Below are 20,454 nucleotides of genomic sequence, written 5' to 3' on the forward strand. Positions count from 1 at the left end.
ACAGTAATCGAAGGATGGAGATGTCGAAAACCAGGCAACCATCCGCTAAAAAACTGTAAATTAAAGGGGAAGAGTGGATGAACAACGGCAAAGTTAGAATCTACGAATTATCAAAGGAATTGAATTTGGATAACAAAGAGCTATTAGCAATATGCGACCAGCTCAATATTGCGGTCAAAAGCCATAGCAGCACTATTTCAGAATCTGAGGCAGAACGTATAAAGACGGCTGCCGAAAAACTGACAGCTAGCAATGTGATGCATAAAAAGGAACAAGGTACATCCAGCCATAAACTAAATCCATCACCAACTGGCGATCGCAATCGACCAACCCCACCTCACAAACAGCAAATTTTGGAAATTCGCAAACCCAAAATATTGAGAAATACTACCTCCAACGCCCCAGAAGCTTCAGTTGCTCATGATAGCCAACAAGCTTCCTCAGAAGTTAATTCTACTTCAGCACCACAGACCTTCGATACAACAGTCTCACCCATGAAGCCGACGGCACCAATTCGACCTGTACCCCGGAATCAATCTGAGACCTCATCAGAACCTGCAATCACACAAGCAGATCAAGTTTCTAACAAAGAGGCACCGGAAACAATAGCAGCAGGAAAACCTGAAAAAGCGGTTTCACCGAGACCAAAAGCGGAAAAACCCCAAAAACCGCATCTGGTGGCCCCACCAGCTAGGCCGGCGGCGGGAAATTCTCATGCGGCCCCTGAGCAGCTAACTCCGGCAGAGAAACCATTACTCAAAAGAGATCAAACCAAGCAAAAGGTGGCGAAGCCAACCAGCACCGAGACCCCACAGGCTCCAGTGCCAAAACAGGCTCGTCCGACTCCATCTCCAACAAGATCAGAGCCAAGAGGAAATAGACCTCCCGGACAATCACCCCCCGCAGATGGGCCAAGACCTAGCCGGCCAGTACGTCCATCTGAAGTTGTAGCAGCAATGCCAACTGCTACACCGCCTAGACCGATGTCAGGCGGACAAGGAAAAGAGGATCTAGGCAACGATAGAGCTGCCGCGGAACTTCTTGATTTAAAACGTCCCACGCCACCGCGTCTAGCCAAAGGTGGTAAAAGGTGGCAAGAAGAAGAAATTATTGACGAAATCAAAGAAAAGGCTGGCAAGGTAGGAGTTAAAGGCAAGCGGGTCAAACCGGTTCTTGAAGATGACTTTGAAGAAGACGATTTACTAGATGATGAGGATCAAGACTCACCAGCTACCGTCCAAGTCAGTCTTTCCATCGCCCGCCCTCCCAAACCAAAAGCAGCTAGAGCTACACACTCACCCACTGCGGCAGTTATTAGCGCCCCAACTACTAGAAAGAAAAGATCCTTTTCTCGCCGCGACAACAACCGTCGCCAAGAAGTCGAGACGAAGGTTGAGCGTCCAGAAAAAGTAGTGATCACAGGGCCAATGACAGTCCAAGAACTGGCTGATGTTTTGACTGTTGCCGATACAGAGATTGTGAAAATCCTGTTCCTCAAAGGCATGGCAGTAAGTATCACTCAGAATTTGGATATCCCAACCATTACTTTGGTCGGTAAAGAGCTAGAAATAGAAGTCGAAACCGCCGAACGAGAAGCAGAAGCCCGCAAAGTCACAGAAATGTTGGATGTGGCAGATATGCAACTACTCCAACGTCGTCCGCCAGTCGTGACAATTATGGGTCACGTAGACCACGGTAAGACAACTCTGCTCGATTCAATTCGCAAAACCAAAGTAGCTTCTGGTGAAGCTGGTGGTATTACCCAGCACATTGGTGCATACCATGTGGATGTGGAACACGAAGGAAAGGCGCAGCAAATCGTCTTCTTAGACACTCCCGGACACGAAGCATTCACCGCGATGCGCGCACGGGGTGCGAGAGTGACAGACATTGCCATTTTGGTAGTAGCTGCTGATGACGGTGTTCGTCCCCAGACCATAGAAGCTATTAGCCATGCTCAAGCGGCTGAAGTCCCCATTGTTGTAGCCATCAACAAAATTGATAAAGAAGGCGCACAGCCAGACCGGGTTAAACAAGAACTGACTAAGTATGGTCTCACACCAGAAGAATGGGGTGGTGAAACTATCATGGTTCCTGTGAGTGCGATTAAGGGTGAAAACCTCGATACTCTCTTAGAAATGATTCTGCTCGTATCAGAAGTCGGAGAACTATCTGCTAACCCAGATCGTTCCGCTAAAGGAACAGTCATTGAGGCGCATCTGGATAAGGCCAAAGGAGCAGTTGCTACCTTGCTGATTCAGAATGGTACTTTGCACGTGGGAGATATGTTAGTAGCTGGCTCGGCATTTGGTAAAGTGCGGGCGATGGTCGATGACAGAGGCAAAAGAGTAGACATTGCTGGGCCTTCCTTTGCCGTCGAGGTGCTGGGTTTAAGTGATGTGCCAGGCGCAGGTGATGACTTTGAAGTCTTCGCTAATGAAAAAGAAGCCAGAACCCTAGCAGCTACTCGCGCCGACAAACAACGTCTATCCCGCCTGTTACAGGGACGTATTACTCTGACAACTCTCTCCGCTCAAGCTCAAGAAGGCGAGTTGAAAGAACTCAACTTGATTTTGAAGGGAGATGTTCAAGGTTCTGTGGAAGCCATTGTGGGATCTCTCAGACAAATCCCCCAAAACGAAGTTCAAATTCGGATGCTATTGGCTACTGCTGGAGAAATAACTGAGACAGATATTGACCTAGCGGCAGCGAGTGGAGCCGTAATTATTGGTTTCAACACCACTTTCGCCAGTGGTGCTAGACAAGCCGCCGACGAATCTGGGGTGGATGTAAGGGAATACAATATCATCTACAAACTCTTGGAAGATATCCAAGGAGCCTTAGAAGGTCTTCTGGAACCAGAGTTGGTGGAAGAACCCCTTGGTCAAACCGAAGTCCGTGCCGTCTTCCCAGTCGGTCGTGGAGCCGTTGCTGGTTGCTATGTGCAGTCTGGCAAATTGGTTCGTAACTGCAAAGTGCGAGTGCGTCGTTCCGGTAAGGTGGTCTACGAAGGTGTCCTTGATTCCCTCAAACGGATGAAAGAAGATGCGCGCGAAGTCAACTCCGGTTATGAATGCGGCATCAACATTGATAAATTCCATGACTGGGTTGAAGGCGACCTGATTGAAGCCTTCCAGATGGTAACCAAGCGTCGTACACTCACACTGACGAAATAGTGTCGGTTACTAATTGCTGGATTATCAGTAAAAATGATGAGTTTTGAGTTGAATAGAGTTGACAACTCAAACTTCAAAACTCATCCCTCCGCACTGGCTATGCCCTCGATGCTTAAAGCGCGTTCAGCAATGCCAGTTGCCACCCTACAAAGGGAAGTTACCATAAAAGGACGAGGCTTTAGACCCAGTTTTTCGGTAATTTTTCACCTATACCAGATATCACTACGCCCTATAGGCAAAGGTGGTGAGCCTGGGAACCCTAGTAATAGGGATATTAAGACTTAAAATTTTTAAGAATCTCCTAGCCTTTAAGCAGGAGAGTGTCACATGGCCTCATTTCGTTCTGAACCTATCTTGTGGATTCACGTCGCTGGATTGGCGATGCTGCCAATTTTTTTAGTCCTGTGTTTATTGTTCTTGTCTGTGGGTGAACCGCTTTTACCAGTTTGGATGGAGCTAATTCTAGTCGCTGGTGTTGGTGTTCTACCACTGTTATCGATGCAATTACACCGCCCTTTTTATATATTTGCAATTTTGGGTGTAGCGCTGAAGCCAGAAAATCTGACTGAGCAACAGCGTAAAATCCTTTGTTTAATGAATACAAAGTTAAATCGTTTTTTGTCCTTGGTGGCGGCAATATTATTAATTGGAGTATTGTGGCAACTCTATCAGGTGGTTCCACCGCTAGAAAGTTTAGCTAAATTTATACCCCAGTGGCGCGGCTTAGGTTTACTACTAGCTGCGTTAGCTTTTTTTGCCAGTAATCTATTTTTACAAATACCCGTGAGTGTGGCGCGAGTTTTGGTGACCAATGAGACAGAATTTGCGGCGCTAGAACCATTATCTTTAGAAAAGATTCAGCAGGATTTTACTATTTTAGGTGTAAGGGTTAATCAAATTGTGCCTCGGATATTTCACTCCCTGAGAGAGATTCACATAAACCCACAAAAACCCTTAAAGTAGACCCTGATGGCTGTGAAACGAGTTATGCACTTTTTTATGTAGCCAATGTCGTATTGGTTGACAATGAAAACTGCCATAACGGTTGAAGTTAGTTTAAATTTAGGAATTATCGGAAGGAATGAGGAACTATGGCTCAAATTCCATCTGCTAGCGATCGCCAATTTTCTGCTGACCCGGAAATTTGGTATAGTCTTAAATGCGCGATCGCCACTAGTTCAGGTTTTCGACGCTGGCAACTAGAACACTCTGCCCAATTGCAGGGACTTCACCTGGAAAAACAGGTACAAAGATATTTACGAGAAACTTTAGAAACTTTAGCCTATTAAAAATTGAGCAAATCTTGTAAACCTACTTGCAAGCTAAGAAGTTGATGGTAAGCCAACTCTGACGGGTTTTCCATCAACTTCTCAATTTTGCTGCCAAGAATTTTAAATTATATGTTGCATGACCGAAACTTAGCTGATTGTTTGCTAGTCATCCGATATAGTTTGACATGGATTAAATAGCTCTTAGCTGATATATTTGACCCTGTTTAACCAACGATCATTCAGCTAACCACAGACATAAAATGAAATATCGCGGTTTTCATATTTCTATGGCTGCGCCACGCCAGCTATCACCAAAAAATTTTCGCCTGTTGTTTAGCAGTTACATCAGCTCTACTTTACCCTTGCGAGCCGGACTAACGACCTTGTTAGTTGTATCCGGAGCTTCCATATTACTAACTAATCAAGCAAATGCTGGTGCTACCCACCAAGAGGTAAATACCTCGGCTTTAATGGCGCAAGTCCCGACATCAGCAACAATAATTTACGTTAATCCAGAAAACGGTGTAGATACAGCTGGCGTTGGTGCTACCGAAGCTGCACCCTATAAAACTATTACTTTCGCTCTCACACAAGCCGAACCAGGGACAATTATTCAACTAGCACCAGGGACTTATAACAGCGAATCTGGGGAACAATTTCCTCTGTTGCTGAACCCAGGAGTGACCCTACGGGGCGATGAATCGAGTCAAGGTCAGGCAATATTAATTACTGGTGGCGGTTCTTACACCAGTCGCACCTTTGCCGGACAAAATATTACAATTTTGGCTAACAACAATAGTACTGTTGCAGGTTTAACTGTGACTAACCCCAATCAGCGTGGTACAGCAGTTTGGGTGGAATCAAGTAATCCCACTATCAAAAATAATACTTTCACTAACAGTAACAGAGAGGGTGTTTTTCTCACTGGTACAAGTAATGCCAAAGTGGAAAATAACCTGTTTGTGCAGAACCTGGGTAACGGCATTTCCATAGCTAGCACAGCTCAAGGTGAAATTCGCAATAACTTATTTCAGGATACAGGTTTTGGTCTAGCTATAGGTGGTACTTCCACACCCCTAATTGAGTCTAACCAAATCATCCAAAACCAAGATGGTCTATTTATCTCACAATCTGCTAAACCTGTACTGCGTAAGAATGTAATTCAAAATAATAAGCGGGATGGCATTGTTGCGACTGTCAATGCTCAACCTGACCTTGGTAGTAATGAAAATCCTGGTGGCAATCTCATTCGCAGTAACACGCGTCATGATGTAAATAATGCTACCTCTAATATAATTCTCGCTATTGGCAACGATATTGATCAGAGTCGTATTTCTGGTCAAGTAAATTTCGTAGCTGCTACTGTTGACCTGCCTACTGGTCAAAGTGCTTTTGGAGATGTGCCAGAAGGTTACTGGGCAAAAGCTTACATTGAAGCTTTAGCAGGTCAAAATATCATTGCTGGTTTTCCTGATGGCACTTTTAAACCCAATGACCCTGTGACTCGCGCTCAATTTGCCACCATTGTCACCAAAGCTTTGACACCACCAATTAAACGCACTGGGATTAATTTTAGAGATGTAGCCAGCAATTTCTGGGCTTATGGTGCGATTCAATCTGCTTACCGGAGTGAATTTCTCGCAGGCTATCCTGATGGTAGATTTCAACCACAGCAGCAAATTCCTAGAGTACAGGCACTCGTTTCCTTAGCCAATGGTCTGGGTTTCACTGCCAATAATCAGAATGTTCTTGCTATTTACAGCGATGCTGCCCAGATTCCTAATTATGCAATTAGCCCGGTAGCTGCTGCAACTACACGACAATTAGTGATTAATTATCCTACAGCTAGACAACTCAATCCCAATCGTCCCGCAACTAGAGCAGAAATTGCCGCCTTTGTTTACCAGGCGCTGGTGAATGCTGGACGTGTTGAACCGATTCCTTCACCTTATTTAGTAACGGCTCAATAAAACTTCTCGCTTTGACATCCTTTTGATTTTTAGAGGGTGTCAAAGTATATTCACGAAGGTTTTTGCCGATTTTGCTCCCAGCGCCAGAGAAAAATCATCAGGGCTAACACTCCGATTTGTAGAGCTAAATTAGGTGCAGCGTTATCAATATCTCTTCCAGCCAGGACTTGAAAAAAGAAAATAAATGCCCCAATTAAAGCAGATGCACCAAAACCAATATAAATAAATTGCCGAAAACCACGATAAGGTGTTGCCATTTCGGCTTTGAGGCGGGCATATTGTTCAGGATTAAGGTTATTTTTAGAATTTGGTTTTATCATGAGTAAATAATGCTATAATGTTTTGCTGTACGCGCCGATGTGGCTCAGTGGTAGAGCAGCTGATTCGTAATCAGCAGGCCACGGGTTCAAATCCCGTCATCGGCTTGAGTCGAATTACTGAACAATACTTCACTTTTATTATTGTCCCATGTAGGATGTTTTTGTGTGGTGCGATCGCGATCGCTTGCTCTGGATTTTTACCAGGAATTTCAGCAATAATATAAATATTTTCCTATAAAAAACAAATTTGCGAGGCAATATGGAAGTTATCTCTCAAGAAAAGCCGAATACACTCCAACCACCCACCTTTACTTCTCTTGAAGATGAACGCCTGCATCGTAAACAGCGCCTCACAGCAGCATTACGCCTGTTTGCCCGATATGGTTTTGATGAGGGTATTGCCGGACACATCACGGCACGCGACCCAGAACACCCGGAACATTTTTGGGTGAATCCCTTAGCGATGCACTTTAGTTTAATTAAAGTTAGTGATTTAATTCTTGTTAACCAGCAAGGTGAAGTGATTTCGGGCAATTATCCAGTAAATCAAGCCGCTTTCGCAATTCATTCCCAAATTCATGCAGCTCGTCCCGATGTGGTAGCAGCAGCTCATGCTCATTCCATATATGGTAAAAGCTGGTCGAGTCTCGGTCGTCTCCTCGATCCCCTCACCCAAGATGCTTGCTCATTCTACCAAGACCACAGCCTGTTTAATGACTATACAGGTGTGGTTTTAGAAGTAGAAGAAGGTCAACGTATTGCCCAAACGCTAGGTAAAAATAAAGCTCTTATCCTGAAAAACCACGGTTTGCTGACAGTTGGTCACTCAGTTGATGAAGCTGCCTGGTGGTTTGTCACAATGGAGCGCTCTTGTCAAGCTCAATTACTAGCTGAGGCTACTGGTAAACCTCACCTAATTAAACCTGAGTATGCTAGTTTGGCACATACTCAGGTGGGGTCAAATTATTTGGGTTGGCTTAGTTTTCAACCGTTGTATGAGATGATTGTGCGAAAAGAGCCGGACTTGCTGGAGTGAAAGCAAACTTTTTTTGTTGGCGTTTGAGAACTCCTGCTGCACCTAAAGCGCGTAGCTATATATAAGCCGTTTACCAATACTTAAAGCACTATATAAGTTAAAATCACTTGGAATCTACGAATTTACCTGAACTTTATTAGTTATAGGTGTTTTGTGAATTATTTGTAAAGTCAGAATGCCAAAAATTAAGCCAAGGTGGACAAATAGTCAACCCTGGCTTTAGCTGTAGATTAGCAGTAAGAAGCTCAGTTTGGCGATCGCTTTAACTTCAAAGCCTCACCAGCCGATATTCCCTCACCTAAAGTGCCAAAATAGCCCAAAGCCGCCGCAGCTTCAGCGCGAGACACTGGCTTTTTAGGTTGGAACAGAGTTGTATAACCAAACACCCGCCGAATATTCGATTGTTCGCTATTTTGGAAATCAGCCAGCACAGCGCGTAATGCCTTCGGGTCAATTTTGCCCGTATCTTGAAAACCCCAGGTTTGATTAACCGCTTCTAAATTGGCAGCAGGTAAGGCTTGGCGAGTATCTAGAGGGATTTTCCACAAAATCAACTGTTCCCGTGTTAGTGGAGCGTCAGGACGAAATAAAACTGCGGTAGAGTCACCAGACAAAGGACTGGGAATTAACCCTGCTTCAGCTAACCCTTGAATTACGGGAAAATCAACATCTGTTTTTGACACATCACTAAAAGCTGATTGAGTGCTTTCTGATGCCAAGCGAATCTGTTTAGCCGGATTATTAATATACATGGCATTGTTAGCAGCAACTAGCCAACGGGCATATTCTCGGCGTGTAATGTTTTTACTAGGTTCAAATGACTTACTTATGGCATCATTAGAACTACTCTTGACTTCCTCAGACTTTAAAGACAAAACACCCAAAGCTGCTAAGTCTTGGATAGATTGACGCAGTTCTGGCGGTGCTTGGTTGAGATCGTTGAATTTCTGAGATTTGGCTGTAGCAGTTGTTTGGCTAACTGATGTGTTATCTGGTTGTGTCGCCACATTATCAGGTAGCGCCGGATTAAGAAGATTTGGATTGCTAGATTGAGAACTGGCAGTTTTACTCGGTTGTGCTGCTGCGCTACTATTAGGTACGTATTCAATAACTAATGCAGTAGCTGTTTGTGGTTGATCAGGTTTGGGGTTAGTAACTGATTTTGCCTGAATAGACACCTTCACCTGCAAATCGTCGCGACGTGCTTCAAAGGTATTTTGAGAATTATCATCTGTAGGCTGTTGTAAAATCTGCCAGTCACTTTCCTGAAACTGGTCACTATAAAAGCTAGTAATAAAATTGCTGGGGTCAGAACTTAGCCAGCGAGTGACTACGCTATTTTTTAAGTCACTAGCAGGTGTCACTGACTCTAACGTAGCATTGGGATACAAAGGGATATTTGGAGGAAAATCAGATGGTAACTCAACTTTGGTTTGATTTTCCCCTGGTTGCGGTTCATTTCTCTGTGATTTACCCAAGATTCCTGGGTTATCTTGTAGCCTGGGATCTGCCGCCAAAGACTGTTCTAGGGTTTTGGCGGTAGGATTGTTACCACAAGCTGTTAAAGAAGTGAATAAAATAGCCAAACTCAGTAAGACAGCTGGACGTTTACGCAAAATCACAGGACATTACAAATTATGTGTCTATTCCTACCCTAGCGCAGACTGCTGAGAATTATTCAATTTGGGGCGCGGGGAATTCATTCAAAATTCTCCACAGCACTGTGTAACTACCATCAGCACGGCGACGCACTGGACGGAAAGCCAGGATAATGTCACTACTAGGAATCTGTTGTAGTTGATTTGGGGATATAGGTTGACCATTCAACATGGTTTTTGGCAGTTGGAATTGCAGCGATCGCACTAAATAACTATGATTCAATTTAGCGGGAGCATGGGCGAAAATTACGGTATTCTGCTGCCAGTTTTGGTCTTTACCTGTTAAAAACCGTCTTTTTTCTACTTGTAACGCATCCAACTGCTTGGGAGGTTGGTAATTGAGCAAAAATTCCCGTGTTGGCGACGCTACAGCTTGCAGCCTTCCATCCAACTTATCCAGGGGTACATCACCCACCTCAACCATGAAACTATAATCCATGCCTTGATCCACTAGTTGAAAGCGCTCCCCTCTCATCTGAAGTGCTAAACTAGGATTAAATCCATCCTTAGCATCACCCAAAAAGGGGAAAGGATAACGCTCACTGATATTGGGTTGCAATCGATTCCAAAGAGTATTCAGGGGACGTTGGTAAACTGAAGACTGTAATACACGGAAAATACCAGTACGAGGCAATTCCAAAAACTTAGCGTAAATTTGCGCTTCTTGCGGACTAAATCCGTAGGTCAATTGGTCGAGTATCTCAGCATTTTCCCAAGGATCTGTAAAGCGAATTTCTGGGGGAAATGCTGCTAGTGTTGCTCTTAAGATTTGCTTGGCAGTTGCAAGAGTCGTCAGTGCTGACTCAGGGGCTGCTAACGCAGGTTGTAAAGGCGGTACATAATTGGCTATGACTGTTTTCGCATTTCTCCCAATTACTTGCACTTGTGGGGATAATACTGCTGGAGATTCTGGTTGTGTTCCTAAAGTGCTAGTCGATAAATTTGGTTCCCGTGTAGACAAAGGTACTGCGGGTTTTCCCAGATGGGGATACTGTACTGGTGCAATAGAAAGCACAGGATCTAATTGGCGTTCACCAGTGACTAGGGGTAGCTGTCTGACTAAGGCTAATTCACCTCGTCGAGAAAACAGTATGTCTAGTACTGGGGATAGTTTTAATAACTTCTGGCTATTGGTATACAAAGAGCAGTAAATTTGATCTGGGGCTTGAGTTAACTGGTTAGGGAAGGGTGAAAAATTTCCCGATAAATCCATGTTAGAGCTACACCAAGTTTTGGGATTTTTTTGCTGCCGATTCACAAAACTTTCGATGCTCTTGACTAGAACTGTTAATTGCCCTCTTACAGATCGTATACGATTGGCATCTGGACTAATCAGTGCTTGCTCAATCCGAGCAATCAAATCTATCTGACGCTGTACCAGTCTAAGAGCATCAGTATAAAAGTTTTCATCTGTTGTCTTTGATGTAAGATTTTGAGTGAGGGAAGATTGGGACTGATAACCACCAGCCAAGGTGGTTCCTGGAACAGAAACTAGACCAAAAGGCAGTAAAAAGCTGAAAAATAAGTGTCTCATGTCAACAATGCCGAGCAGATAGGAGTATGAAAAATCTAAAATAGATATTAAATTGAAGAAAATCTACGACTATCGACAACCGTCAGTCCATTCTACTTTCTGTTAAGCGAAGCGTCGCCAGGTTGTTACCAGTGCTGAAACACGATTACATGCAAGTTTCCCAGGATCAGCCTATCTATTCTGAGGCTCCACTCCAGCTGTTGCTCTTTGTCGATGGACGACCAAAGTCCCGACAACAAGTGCAACGTATCCGTGCTTACTTAAAAGAATTACAGGCTGAGTATAACTTTGAACTTCAAATTATCGATGTGGGGCAACAACCCTATTTAGCAGAACATTTTAAATTAGTTGCCACACCAGCTTTAATTAAGATTCACCCAGAACCCCGACAGATTATTGCTGGAAGTAATATTATCGCCCAATTGAAGAACTGGTGGCCTCGCTGGCAAGCAGCTGTAGACGCTTATTTAAAATTGCAAGAAGATTTACAAGAACGAATAGATGACAATAGTCGGATGTCATCGCCCAAATCAACGATTCGTTCTGTGGCTGTTTCTGCGGAATTGATCAAACTTTCAGACGAAGTTTTTCGCTTAAAACAGGAAAAAGACAAACTTCAGGAGCAGTTACAATTTAAAGACAGGGTAATCGCCATGCTGGCACACGATCTGCGTAATCCCCTCACAGCTGCGGCGATCGCCATTGAAACTCTACAATCTAATTACAACACAGATATTGGTGCATTTAAACGGCTGAAACCAGCTATGGCAGCACATTTATTAAAACAAGCCCGCAGTCAAACCAAGACAATTGACAGGATGATCGCTGATCTGTTGCAGGTAGGTCAAGGCGATGATACAGAGCTACCCATAATACCACAAAAGATGGAAATTGGCAACCTCTGCTTGGATGTATTGTCAGAATTGCGCGATCGCTACATTGCCAAATCCCAACAAATAGAAACGGATATTCCCCAAGATCTACCCAAGGTATATGCCGATCCAGAACGTGTGCGCCAAGTGCTAATCAATTTGTTGGATAATGCCATCAAATACACGCCAGAAGGGGGCAAAATTAGCATTGCCGGATTACATCGTACAACCCAAAAAATTCAATTTAGTATTGGAGACACAGGGCCGGGAATTCCCATCGAAAACCGCGATCGCATCTTTGAAAACCACTACAGACTAAAACGCGATCAAGCTATAGATGGTTACGGTATTGGTCTAAGTTTATGCCAACGCATCATTCAATCACATTACGGGCAAATTTGGGTAGATTCTGCCCCCAATGGTGGCGCATGGTTCCACTTTACATTGCCAGTATATCCATCATGAATTGACTCTGTACCAGGGATTTGGGACAACAATTTGTCACCAAAACCTGTCAGCAATCAATTCTGCACAATCCGATTGCGCCCCTGGTTTTTGGCTTCATAAAGAGCCTGATCCGCAGCCATAACCAAATTAGAAGGAGAGGATTCCCAGGTAGGAGTCATAGTCGCTACTGCTATACTCATAGTGACATATTTACTAATCTTAGAAGCACTATGAGCAATTTGTAAATTTCTCACACCAGCTTGCATTGCCGTAGCCAGGTAAAATGCCTTAGAAGCATGGGTAGACGGCATAATAACAGCAAAATTTGCCGCTTCTAACTGTTTGTATACTTGCGCTTGTTGCAATAATTTTCGTAATCGTTGGCGCAATACTGGCCAGTGAATGGGCTTGGTAAGGTAATCTGTTGCGCCTGCTTCAAAAGCACGGTCTACAGACTCCTCATCATCCAAGCTTGTATCATTTGAGAGATATTTTGCGTAAGTCCTGATTATATCTAAAAAGCACATCCTATTGAGAATTTTTTAAATGCCAGACTCACTCATGTATCAGCAGGATAATTTTGTGGTTCTAGAAACAAACCAACCAGAAGAATTTCTCACCGTCAATGAATTATTAGATAAGCTCAAGCTTGTGCTACAAAAAATGAGTAATCAGGAATTACCCACAGACTTACAAAGATTTGATTCTGTAGATGCTCAAGCCCAGTATTTAATTAACACAAGTTGTGAATTAGATGTTGGTCCGGGAAAATATTTGCAGTGGTACGCAATACGATTAGAAAAGTAGCTTTGCAATCACCACCTACCTGTTCTGAGGAACCCTCCTTGAACGGGCAGGTGGGAGTTTCCTCGGAGGTCTTGATCAAAATTGCTCTCAAGCTATCAACTACTATATTGTTGGTTGCGTAACAATTGTTAATTCAATCATATCTTCTCCAACTTCTGTAATTTTAATATCTACTCCAGGGCCAAAATACCGCATCATTTTCTCCTGTTTTTCCTGCCAACCATCAAATGAAATGAACGGCGAATCAAATTCTAAAATTAAGGCATAAGCCCCATCAATTTCCGTTTCTCGTAAACCTGTTACCACTGGGCGGTCTTCATCTGTGGGACTCAAACCAAGGTAAGACAGAGCTTCATCTAAATGAGCTTCTTGACCATAGCAGTATCGGGTGATGTCCTTGCGAATTTTATTTTGAGTGACAGTTGCTTGCTGCTCCCGTAAGAGTAATACTGATGGCGTTGTCTCTTGGCTAAAGGGTATGGGCAGAATTTCATTGGCTTTGAGTGCCAGTCCTCCCAGGAACAGAGGAAACCCATAAAAAAACCCTACAAGATTAAGTGTGGCATTATCGGCAGCGTAGGCAGCGAAACCAACAGTGATTAATATACCGCCGATGGTTAAACCGATAGTCCCCAAAGAAATTTTACGTAACATGAGCTTAGGATATTATAAATTCTTAACATCTCAGTTTTATTATCATCGTTTATTAGTGACAATTAAAGAAGAGTGATTCACCCAGAACCATAGATTTGTGGGATTAGTTTTGATTTTCCCCATTCCCCACACCGCATTTCCCTTGTAGAGACGTGATTAATCGCGTCTCTACTCCATTTTGAGTTAACTTTAAATTTGAGGCTATTTTAAGACTGGACAAAAATCATGGATTTACAGACTATAAAAGAACGAATTGCCGTAGTTAAAAGCAAACGCGAGTACCTGCTGAACCTTTTGGAGCAGCCGAACTTGGGAACTTTGAGAATTGATGTCAACCAGGCTTTGGAAGAAATGGATGATTTAATTGATGAATTTAAACGGACTATTCCCGAAGCCGATAACAATTAAACGCAACTAAGCACATAAAAACGCAGAATGGCGCTAGTAAAACCGTGAAGCGGTAAAACTGGCGCTGTTTGTTTATGACCAATGACCAATCACTAATGACTAATGACTAATGACCATTAATCATCGTTCTCCTAACTGTCTGACCAAAGCAATGAGTTCAGTTGTAGGAATATCTTTCTGACAAATCTTATCAAAATTAGGTGCTGACTTAGCGCCCAAAAAACTGGCATCTTCCACTGAGGAATAAGCTAGAATCTGAGTCTTGGGAGATATGGCTTTGATATGACTAGAAGCACTCCAACCATCCATAACGGGCATTTGTAAATCTAAAACAATTACATCAGGTTGGCAACTTTTAAGCATTTCTATAGCTTCTTGACCATTGCAGGCTAACCCCACTACGTGGAGATTTTCTTGACTGGAAAAAGCTAGTTTTAGAGTTAAACGTGTAAGTTCGTGATCATCAACGACTAGAACACGCAATGTTTTAGAATCACAAGAAAACATTAACATTTAAGGAAATAAAAAGATAGATACAACAACCCCTATAGTTTATGGTTATATGCACTAAAAATCACTCTATCTTACGGTTGAATAAATTCTTTTCACCCATAGTATTAGATCAGATAATTTCCCTCAAAATCGAGTTTTGCCCAAAGAGATTGGATTTAGCTATTTGTCTGTATAGTAGTAACTTTTTTTGGCATCAATCAGGTTAGAGGCTATACCAGTTGAACGTAATGCCATATTTATGAGAATTTTTTGGGAATTAGTTTCGGGACAATCTACGTCGCCACAAGAGGTATCACCGGGGTGGCGTTGGATATAACTACCATCAGATTGTAATTCCCAGGCTTGACGATTATCTGCTAACATAATTCCCAAAATTTCTTGCAAATCTTTAGCAATATCTGGGTCTTTGATAGGGGTAATGACTTCCACTCGGCGATCTAAATTGCGACGCATCCAATCAGCACTGCCAATATAAATTTCCTCTTGTTCATTATTATGGAAGTAGTAGATGCGAGAATGTTCTAAGAAGCGGCCAATAATGCTGATAACGCGAATGTTTTCACTGATGTCTTTGAGTCCTGGACGTAAGCAACAAATACCCCGAATAATCAGATCAATTTGCACTCCGGCGCGAGAAGCTTCGTATAAAGTGGCGATAGTTTGGGGGTCTACAAGGGAATTCATTTTGGCAACAATGCGCCCGGAAAAGCCATTTTTGACATTTTCCATTTCACGATGAATTAATGCCAAAAAGCGATCGCGCATATTCACAGGAGCAACTAGCACTTGTCGATAAGTTTTTTGCCGAGAATAGCCTGTTAAAAAGTTAAATAAATCTGTAATATCAGCACCCAATTCTTCCCGACAGCTAAATAATCCCAAATCTGTATACAACCGTGCTGTTTTCGGGTTATAATTGCCAGTACCTATATGCACATAGCGGCGCATGCGGTCTTTTTCTCTTCGTACAACCATGACGGTTTTGCAATGGGTTTTCAGCCCTACTAAACCATAGACAACATGAACACCAACTCTTTCTAAACTCCTCGCCCAGTAAATATTATTTTCTTCATCAAACCGCGCTTTTAATTCCACTAATACAGATACTTGCTTGCCATTTTCCGCAGCTGCAATTAAAGCTTTGACTATGGGTGAGTCGCCAGAAGTGCGGTAAAGGGTCATTTTGATCGCCAGCACATTGGGGTCATGGGCTGCATGAGTGATGAAGCGCACCACTGTAGAGGAAAAGGATTGATAGGGATGGTGTACCAGCAAATCCTTTTCTCGAATCACGGAGAAAAAGTCTTGACCTTCTTCTAATTCCAAAGCATCTGGAGTTAAACTTGGTTCTCTCAACCTTTGCAGACGTGAAGGGACTACAGACTGACGTGGTGGTTCTTTGAGTTCGGGTAATGGCAAAGCCATAAAATACATTAAATCCCTGAGTCCTAAAAGACCGTCAACTTCGTAGACATCATTTTCGGTTAAGTCCAAATCTTGCAACAACCGAGAACGTATGGGGTCAGGGGTCTGGGATTTAATTTCTAGTCTGACGGGAGTCCCACCCATGCGCCGTTTGCGTAGTTCTTGTTCAATAGCTAATAGCAAATCATCTGCTTCATCTTCTTCTAAAGCCAAATCAGCATCACGAGTAATGCGGAAGGGATGATATTCTTGGATATTCATGCCTGGAAATAGAAACTCCAGGTTATGAGCGATCGCCTGTTCTAAGGGTACACCAGTCCAGTGAGCAGTTTGTCCAGTTTCAGAAATTCCTAACTCTGGTGGTATAGGCAAAAATCGCGGTAGCACATTAGGGACTTTCACCCGCGCAAAAAATTCTTGTTCGGTGTCGGGATTTTTGACCACAACTGCCAAATTTAAGCTGAGATTAGAAATAAAAGGGAAAGGATGGCTAGGGTCAACAGCTAAAGGAGTCAGAACTGGAAAAATTTGTTCTTCAAAGTAATTATCTAAATAAGTCCGTTGTTTTTGATTTAAATTAATGTAGTCCAGTATATGAATACGATGATTGGCTAGCAGAGGTTGCAGAACTGCTTCAAATTGTTCGTGCTGTTTTGTGAACAGGGGACTGAGGGTTGATCTAATATCGTCTAGCTGTTGTTGGGGTGTGCGACCATCAGGAGTTAACTGGGCAACTTTGGCTTCTATTTGTTGCTTTAAAGCGGCAATTCGCACCATGAAGAACTCATCTAAATTGGCGCTAAAGATTGCTAAAAATTTTAAGCGTTCTAAAAGCAGTGACCGGGGGTCACAGGCTTCGTGGAGTACGCGACTATTAAATTCTAACCAGCTTAACTCGCGGTTAATGTAATATTGCGGATCGTTCAAATCAATGGGATTCGTGTTCTTTTTTGATTTCGCCATGACGATCTCAGGGTAGCCAGATGAGCTAGTACAGCTGGGGGACAATACATATAGTAGATTAAATACGGCTTGAGTGGAACTCTCAAGTTACATTTACTTGTATATTTTGGATTTTCCATAATTTAACATTCAAACAGAATAACCACAGAATTTCTCTGCGTTGCCAAATGTTTCAAGCTACTCGCCGCCGCCTTGCTATCTGGTACACTGCCGTAACTGCGGTATTACTTTTACTATTTGCCAGTGCTGTATATTTATATGTCCGCAGTACATTAATTGAGCGCATTGATGATACCCTGAATCACGTAGTGGAAATTGTGGAGCGATCGCTTGTTATGAAAACAGTTGTTTGAGCAATTCCTCTCGATTTAAATCAAAATGGTCAGCAATATCCCGCAATATAGCACTCAACGTACCAAGCTTGAGAGGGTCATGGGCGGGAACTGTGATATGATGTTCCCCATTTAGCTGAGTCGTTAAACGAATATGACTTCCAGTTTGCCTATCCACCACATACTCAAAGCGAACTAATGCTTTCGCCAAATCTTCACCCGACAAATCGCGCGGTAATTTCAAGAAGCAATCACCTCATCACGAACGATATGCAGTCTAATCATTTTCGGTCGATTGATTTCATCAGGAAAATGACAACGCACCGCATCACGTAAAATTTCCTTCAAGCTAGCAATATCATCAGCTTGCGTAAAAATCGATTCTCCCAAAGCTTTCGCGGTATAACCACCCTCTGGGTCTTCTTCAATTAAAAATACGATTTCAGTCGCTATATTCACGATTACTGTCGTAGAAGTATTTGCCTCAACCATAATTTAACATTCAAACAGAATAACCACAGAATTTCTCTGCGTTGCCAAATGTTTCAAGCTACTCGCCGCCGCCTTGCTATCTGGTACACTGCCGTAACTGCGGTATTACTTTTACTATTTGCCAGTGGTGTATATTTATATGTCCGCAGTACATTAATTGAGCGCGTTGATGATACCCTGAATCACGTAGTGGAAATTGTGGAGCGATCGCTTGTAATTACCCCAATCAATGGGGATATAGAACAATTAGGCGTGAACGTAGAAGCCAGTTTTCGCGACAATACCAGCACCGTAGAAGATGACCACATTGACCTAGAATGGTTTAGCCCCAATGGCAAATTACTTTGGTCTACCCTATCGGAACCCCTCAATATTCCCATTCATGGTAACCGTCTCGGTGAAACCGTCCGCGTATTAAAACAAGAACCGGACGACTCCCCACTCCCCACTCCCCACTCCCCACTCTTACTCAGACAAGTTACCCAGCGTGTAGAAGTGGGACGGCAAGTATTAGGATATCTGCGTGTTAGTCATCCTTGGTTTGAAGTAACTAAACCTAGTCGCCAATTGATCATTGATTTGGCGTTAGGTACTTGGTTTATGGTGCTGTCTGTCGCCGGAAGCGGCTGGTTTCTTTCCGGTAAAGCGATGGAACCGGTGGGTGAATCTTACCAACGTCTGAAACAATTTACTGCTGACGCTTCTCACGAACTCCGAAGTCCCATTACTTTGATTCAAACTAATGTGCAAGTGGCGCTGGCTGATTTAGAATTATCAGATGCACAATCTACTACTTTTGTCAACTATCGTCAGCAGTTAAAAGTGGTCGAACGGTTAACGCAGCGCTTGGGTAAGCTAGTCAATGATTTATTGTTTTTAGCCAGACAAGATAGTGGTATCAGCAAAGATGTGTTTTCCTCTTGTCCTCTCGACGCTTTGCTGATCGAAGTAGTTGAAGAACAACAACTATTAGCCAAGGAAAAAAAAATTACTTTAACTCTGGACTTGGTTGATCCTCCCACCTCGGAAACTAACCCGGAATTACTAGACAATTGGTTTACACTTCAGGGTAAATGGGATCAATTGGTACGGCTATTGACAAATTTAATTAGTAATGCTTTACAATACACCCCAGCCGATGGACAGGTGTATGTACAATTAGCGCGTCTAGAGGGAAGCAATCGCGGTTCTAAAATTCGTTACAGCACAGCTTTATTACAAATTAAAGTCAGCGATACCGGAATTGGTATTCCCACCGAAGCTTTACCACGCTTATTTAACCGTTTTTATCGGGTAGATCCAGCACGTACCCATCAGACAGCAAAGACAAATATAGAAAGTTCTACAGGTTCAGGTTTAGGACTGGCGATCGCTGCGGCAATTGTCCAACATCATCAAGGTCAACTGCAAGTCGAAAGCAATATTGGCAAAGGTACAACTTTTACTGTCACTTTACCAATCACTCTGGAGTATTAAATTTATTTTAGGACTTACGCAACTGGCACAGGCGATGCCTGCGGCGGGCTACGCCTACGCTAAATTACAGTACATTTGTATTACAGAAGTGATGAACGGGCAAAGAGGGGTGATGGCTAGCTTAATTGTTTTGAAAATACTGTTGAAATATCTATAGAAAAACTTGAAATAATAGATAATAATGACCATGATTTAGAAGATGAACTCGCTATCTGATTTAATACCTTGGTTAAACAGCCAAAAAATAGTGAAATTTTAGGATATACTTCTATATCTCAAATTTATGACATACTTTTACCGCAACAAAAAAGCTAATTTTCTAAAATATGTTTTCCAATAATTTTTTTTAGTTCATCTGGTGCTTCAATAGCTATAGCTGCACCTAAATCTGGACGAATAACCCACCACCAAGTTAAAGTTTCTATTTGACTAGGTGGTTCATTATTGGGACACCATTCGATGTAACCTTCATTAACCCCAATTAGGTTAGGACACAACTCATTAGCTGTCGCTACTCGCTCATCAAGCTTTTCAAACTGTATGATATTTTCCCAAGCCACTTCATTGGGAATTGATGTTAAAATTGACTGCACATCTAAGGTTAACATTAAACTGTACCTCCAATAACTTTAATCACCCTAATACCAAAGTCTTGTTGTTCTTCAAAACTTTGAGTTCCTACCCATTGTCTAACTGTCATCCTATCTGAACCTGTCAGATCAGGTTGGATAGAGTTATAAAAATTTGTAATTTCTTGATGGATTGTATTCTTACCATGTTCTAGTTTAACAATATTGCCTGTATGATGGATAGCTGGCGCTCCAAATTTCTGTAAATTAGAAGTGGTTTGTCCTACAATATGATGCCAAGCATATCCAGTACCAGCAGAACCTATAGTTCTTTTAAACTCGCTGAATGACTGAAAGCCTTGTCCTTTTCTTCTAGCAGGAATAACTTTTCTTAATGATAATTCTTTTTCCAGTATTTTAGCTATTTCTTGTCTTGTTTCGTCTGTCACTTTTTTAAATATATTAAATTGCTTTTGTTTGTCATTATCTTCGCATTTTTACAGATACAATAATCACGTCTTGATTAGGAGA

19 protein-coding genes, 1 tRNA gene and 2 pseudogenes are annotated in these 20,454 nt (G+C 42.6%); 11 read left to right on the forward strand and 11 right to left on the reverse strand.

From position 1 onward, the window contains the following. Window positions 1-77 precede the first annotated feature (77 nt). The 4 genes from infB (at window position 78) to NSP_RS04540 (ending at window position 6,417) form a co-directional block, all read left to right on the forward strand. Window positions 78-3,176, forward strand: a complete 3,099-nt coding sequence (gene infB, locus NSP_RS04520; protein ID WP_006196600.1) for a translation initiation factor IF-2 — start codon at window positions 78-80, stop codon at window positions 3,174-3,176. Between the two features lie 327 nt (window positions 3,177-3,503). Next, complete coding sequence (locus NSP_RS04530; RefSeq protein ID WP_006196601.1) at window positions 3,504-4,139, forward strand: low-complexity tail membrane protein; 636 nt, start codon at window positions 3,504-3,506, stop codon at window positions 4,137-4,139. 128 nt (window positions 4,140-4,267) lie between these two features. Beyond that, entirely contained in the window at window positions 4,268-4,465 is a 198-nt protein-coding gene (locus tag NSP_RS04535; protein ID WP_006196602.1) for a hypothetical protein, read from the forward strand. Window positions 4,466-4,707: 242 nt separating this feature from the next. After that, window positions 4,708-6,417: a DUF1565 domain-containing protein gene (locus NSP_RS04540; RefSeq protein ID WP_006196603.1), complete on the forward strand. Its 1,710-nt coding sequence runs from the start codon at window positions 4,708-4,710 to the stop codon at window positions 6,415-6,417. A 50-nt stretch (window positions 6,418-6,467) separates the two neighbouring features. Here the strand turns inward: NSP_RS04540 and NSP_RS04545 are convergent, their stop codons facing one another. After that, window positions 6,468-6,737: a DUF3493 domain-containing protein gene (locus tag NSP_RS04545; protein WP_006196604.1), complete on the reverse strand. Its 270-nt coding sequence runs from the start codon at window positions 6,735-6,737 to the stop codon at window positions 6,468-6,470. Between the two features lie 33 nt (window positions 6,738-6,770). Here NSP_RS04545 and NSP_RS04550 point away from each other — a divergent pair. Beyond that, window positions 6,771-6,842, forward strand: a tRNA-Thr gene (locus tag NSP_RS04550). 154 nt (window positions 6,843-6,996) lie between these two features. Next, a complete protein-coding gene (locus NSP_RS04555; RefSeq protein WP_006196605.1) occupies window positions 6,997-7,773 on the forward strand; it encodes a class II aldolase/adducin family protein in 777 nt (258 codons plus the stop codon). 245 nt (window positions 7,774-8,018) lie between these two features. Here NSP_RS04555 and NSP_RS04560 read toward each other — a convergent pair whose 3' ends face one another. Continuing rightward, window positions 8,019-9,395 (reverse strand): S-layer homology domain-containing protein, encoded by a 1,377-nt coding sequence (locus NSP_RS04560; protein ID WP_006196606.1) that lies wholly within the window; start codon window positions 9,393-9,395, stop codon window positions 8,019-8,021. Window positions 9,396-9,447: 52 nt separating this feature from the next. Then, window positions 9,448-10,965 (reverse strand): hypothetical protein, encoded by a 1,518-nt coding sequence (locus NSP_RS04565; protein WP_006196607.1) that lies wholly within the window; start codon window positions 10,963-10,965, stop codon window positions 9,448-9,450. A 131-nt stretch (window positions 10,966-11,096) separates the two neighbouring features. On the opposite strand from NSP_RS04565, the gene NSP_RS04570 reads away from it, so the two are divergent. Next, on the forward strand, window positions 11,097-12,302 hold the full coding sequence (locus NSP_RS04570; protein ID WP_173403259.1) for a histidine kinase: 1,206 nt from the start codon (window positions 11,097-11,099) through the stop codon (window positions 12,300-12,302). Window positions 12,303-12,358: 56 nt separating this feature from the next. On the opposite strand, the pseudogene NSP_RS04575 reads toward NSP_RS04570, so the two are convergent. Further along, window positions 12,359-12,760 (reverse strand): annotated as a pseudogene (locus NSP_RS04575) (response regulator); the annotation flags it as partial. Between the two features lie 70 nt (window positions 12,761-12,830). On the opposite strand from NSP_RS04575, the gene NSP_RS04580 reads away from it, so the two are divergent. After that, window positions 12,831-13,091, forward strand: a complete 261-nt coding sequence (locus tag NSP_RS04580; RefSeq protein ID WP_006196610.1) for a CRR7 family NDH-1 assembly protein — start codon at window positions 12,831-12,833, stop codon at window positions 13,089-13,091. Window positions 13,092-13,193: 102 nt separating this feature from the next. Here NSP_RS04580 and NSP_RS04585 read toward each other — a convergent pair whose 3' ends face one another. Continuing rightward, window positions 13,194-13,745: a DUF2854 domain-containing protein gene (locus tag NSP_RS04585; protein WP_006196611.1), complete on the reverse strand. Its 552-nt coding sequence runs from the start codon at window positions 13,743-13,745 to the stop codon at window positions 13,194-13,196. A gap of 225 nt (window positions 13,746-13,970) precedes the next feature. On the opposite strand from NSP_RS04585, the gene NSP_RS04590 reads away from it, so the two are divergent. Beyond that, a complete protein-coding gene (locus NSP_RS04590; protein ID WP_006196612.1) occupies window positions 13,971-14,153 on the forward strand; it encodes a hypothetical protein in 183 nt (60 codons plus the stop codon). A 120-nt stretch (window positions 14,154-14,273) separates the two neighbouring features. On the opposite strand, the gene NSP_RS04595 is transcribed toward NSP_RS04590, so the two are convergent. Next, entirely contained in the window at window positions 14,274-14,666 is a 393-nt protein-coding gene (locus tag NSP_RS04595; RefSeq protein ID WP_006196613.1) for a response regulator, read from the reverse strand. A gap of 159 nt (window positions 14,667-14,825) precedes the next feature. Beyond that, window positions 14,826-17,054 carry a polyphosphate kinase 1 gene (gene ppk1 / locus NSP_RS04600; protein WP_006196614.1) on the reverse strand — a complete coding sequence of 743 codons (2,229 nt, stop codon included), beginning with the start codon at window positions 17,052-17,054 and terminating at the stop codon, window positions 14,826-14,828. A gap of 167 nt (window positions 17,055-17,221) precedes the next feature. Between ppk1 and NSP_RS04605 the strand changes: the two are divergent. Beyond that, window positions 17,222-17,401: pseudogene (locus tag NSP_RS04605) on the forward strand (two-component sensor histidine kinase); the annotation flags it as partial. Here NSP_RS04605 and NSP_RS04610 read toward each other — a convergent pair. Both NSP_RS04610 and NSP_RS04615 read right to left on the reverse strand, forming a co-directional pair. Next, the gene (locus tag NSP_RS04610; RefSeq protein WP_006196616.1) at window positions 17,388-17,630 is read right to left on the reverse strand and encodes a type II toxin-antitoxin system HicA family toxin; all 243 of its coding nucleotides are present in this window, start codon (window positions 17,628-17,630) and stop codon (window positions 17,388-17,390) included. The pseudogene NSP_RS04605 and the gene NSP_RS04610 sit on opposite strands and share 14 nt — an antisense overlap. Then, a complete protein-coding gene (locus NSP_RS04615; protein ID WP_006196617.1) occupies window positions 17,627-17,878 on the reverse strand; it encodes a hypothetical protein in 252 nt (83 codons plus the stop codon). The genes NSP_RS04610 and NSP_RS04615 overlap by 4 nt, the downstream gene beginning before the upstream one ends. A gap of 48 nt (window positions 17,879-17,926) precedes the next feature. Here NSP_RS04615 and NSP_RS04620 point away from each other — a divergent pair, with 48 nt between their 5' ends. After that, on the forward strand, window positions 17,927-19,354 hold the full coding sequence (locus NSP_RS04620; RefSeq protein WP_006196618.1) for a sensor histidine kinase: 1,428 nt from the start codon (window positions 17,927-17,929) through the stop codon (window positions 19,352-19,354). 311 nt (window positions 19,355-19,665) lie between these two features. On the opposite strand, the gene NSP_RS04625 is transcribed toward NSP_RS04620, so the two are convergent. Continuing rightward, window positions 19,666-19,962: a hypothetical protein gene (locus NSP_RS04625; RefSeq protein ID WP_006196619.1), complete on the reverse strand. Its 297-nt coding sequence runs from the start codon at window positions 19,960-19,962 to the stop codon at window positions 19,666-19,668. Further along, window positions 19,962-20,372 carry a hypothetical protein gene (locus tag NSP_RS04630; RefSeq protein ID WP_006196620.1) on the reverse strand — a complete coding sequence of 137 codons (411 nt, stop codon included), beginning with the start codon at window positions 20,370-20,372 and terminating at the stop codon, window positions 19,962-19,964. Before NSP_RS04630 ends, NSP_RS04625 begins: the two co-directional genes overlap by 1 nt. Between the last annotated feature and the right edge of the window lie 82 nt (window positions 20,373-20,454).

It is taken from the genome of Nodularia spumigena CCY9414 (assembly GCF_000340565.2).
GTDB lineage: Bacteria > Cyanobacteriota > Cyanobacteriia > Cyanobacteriales > Nostocaceae > Nodularia > Nodularia spumigena.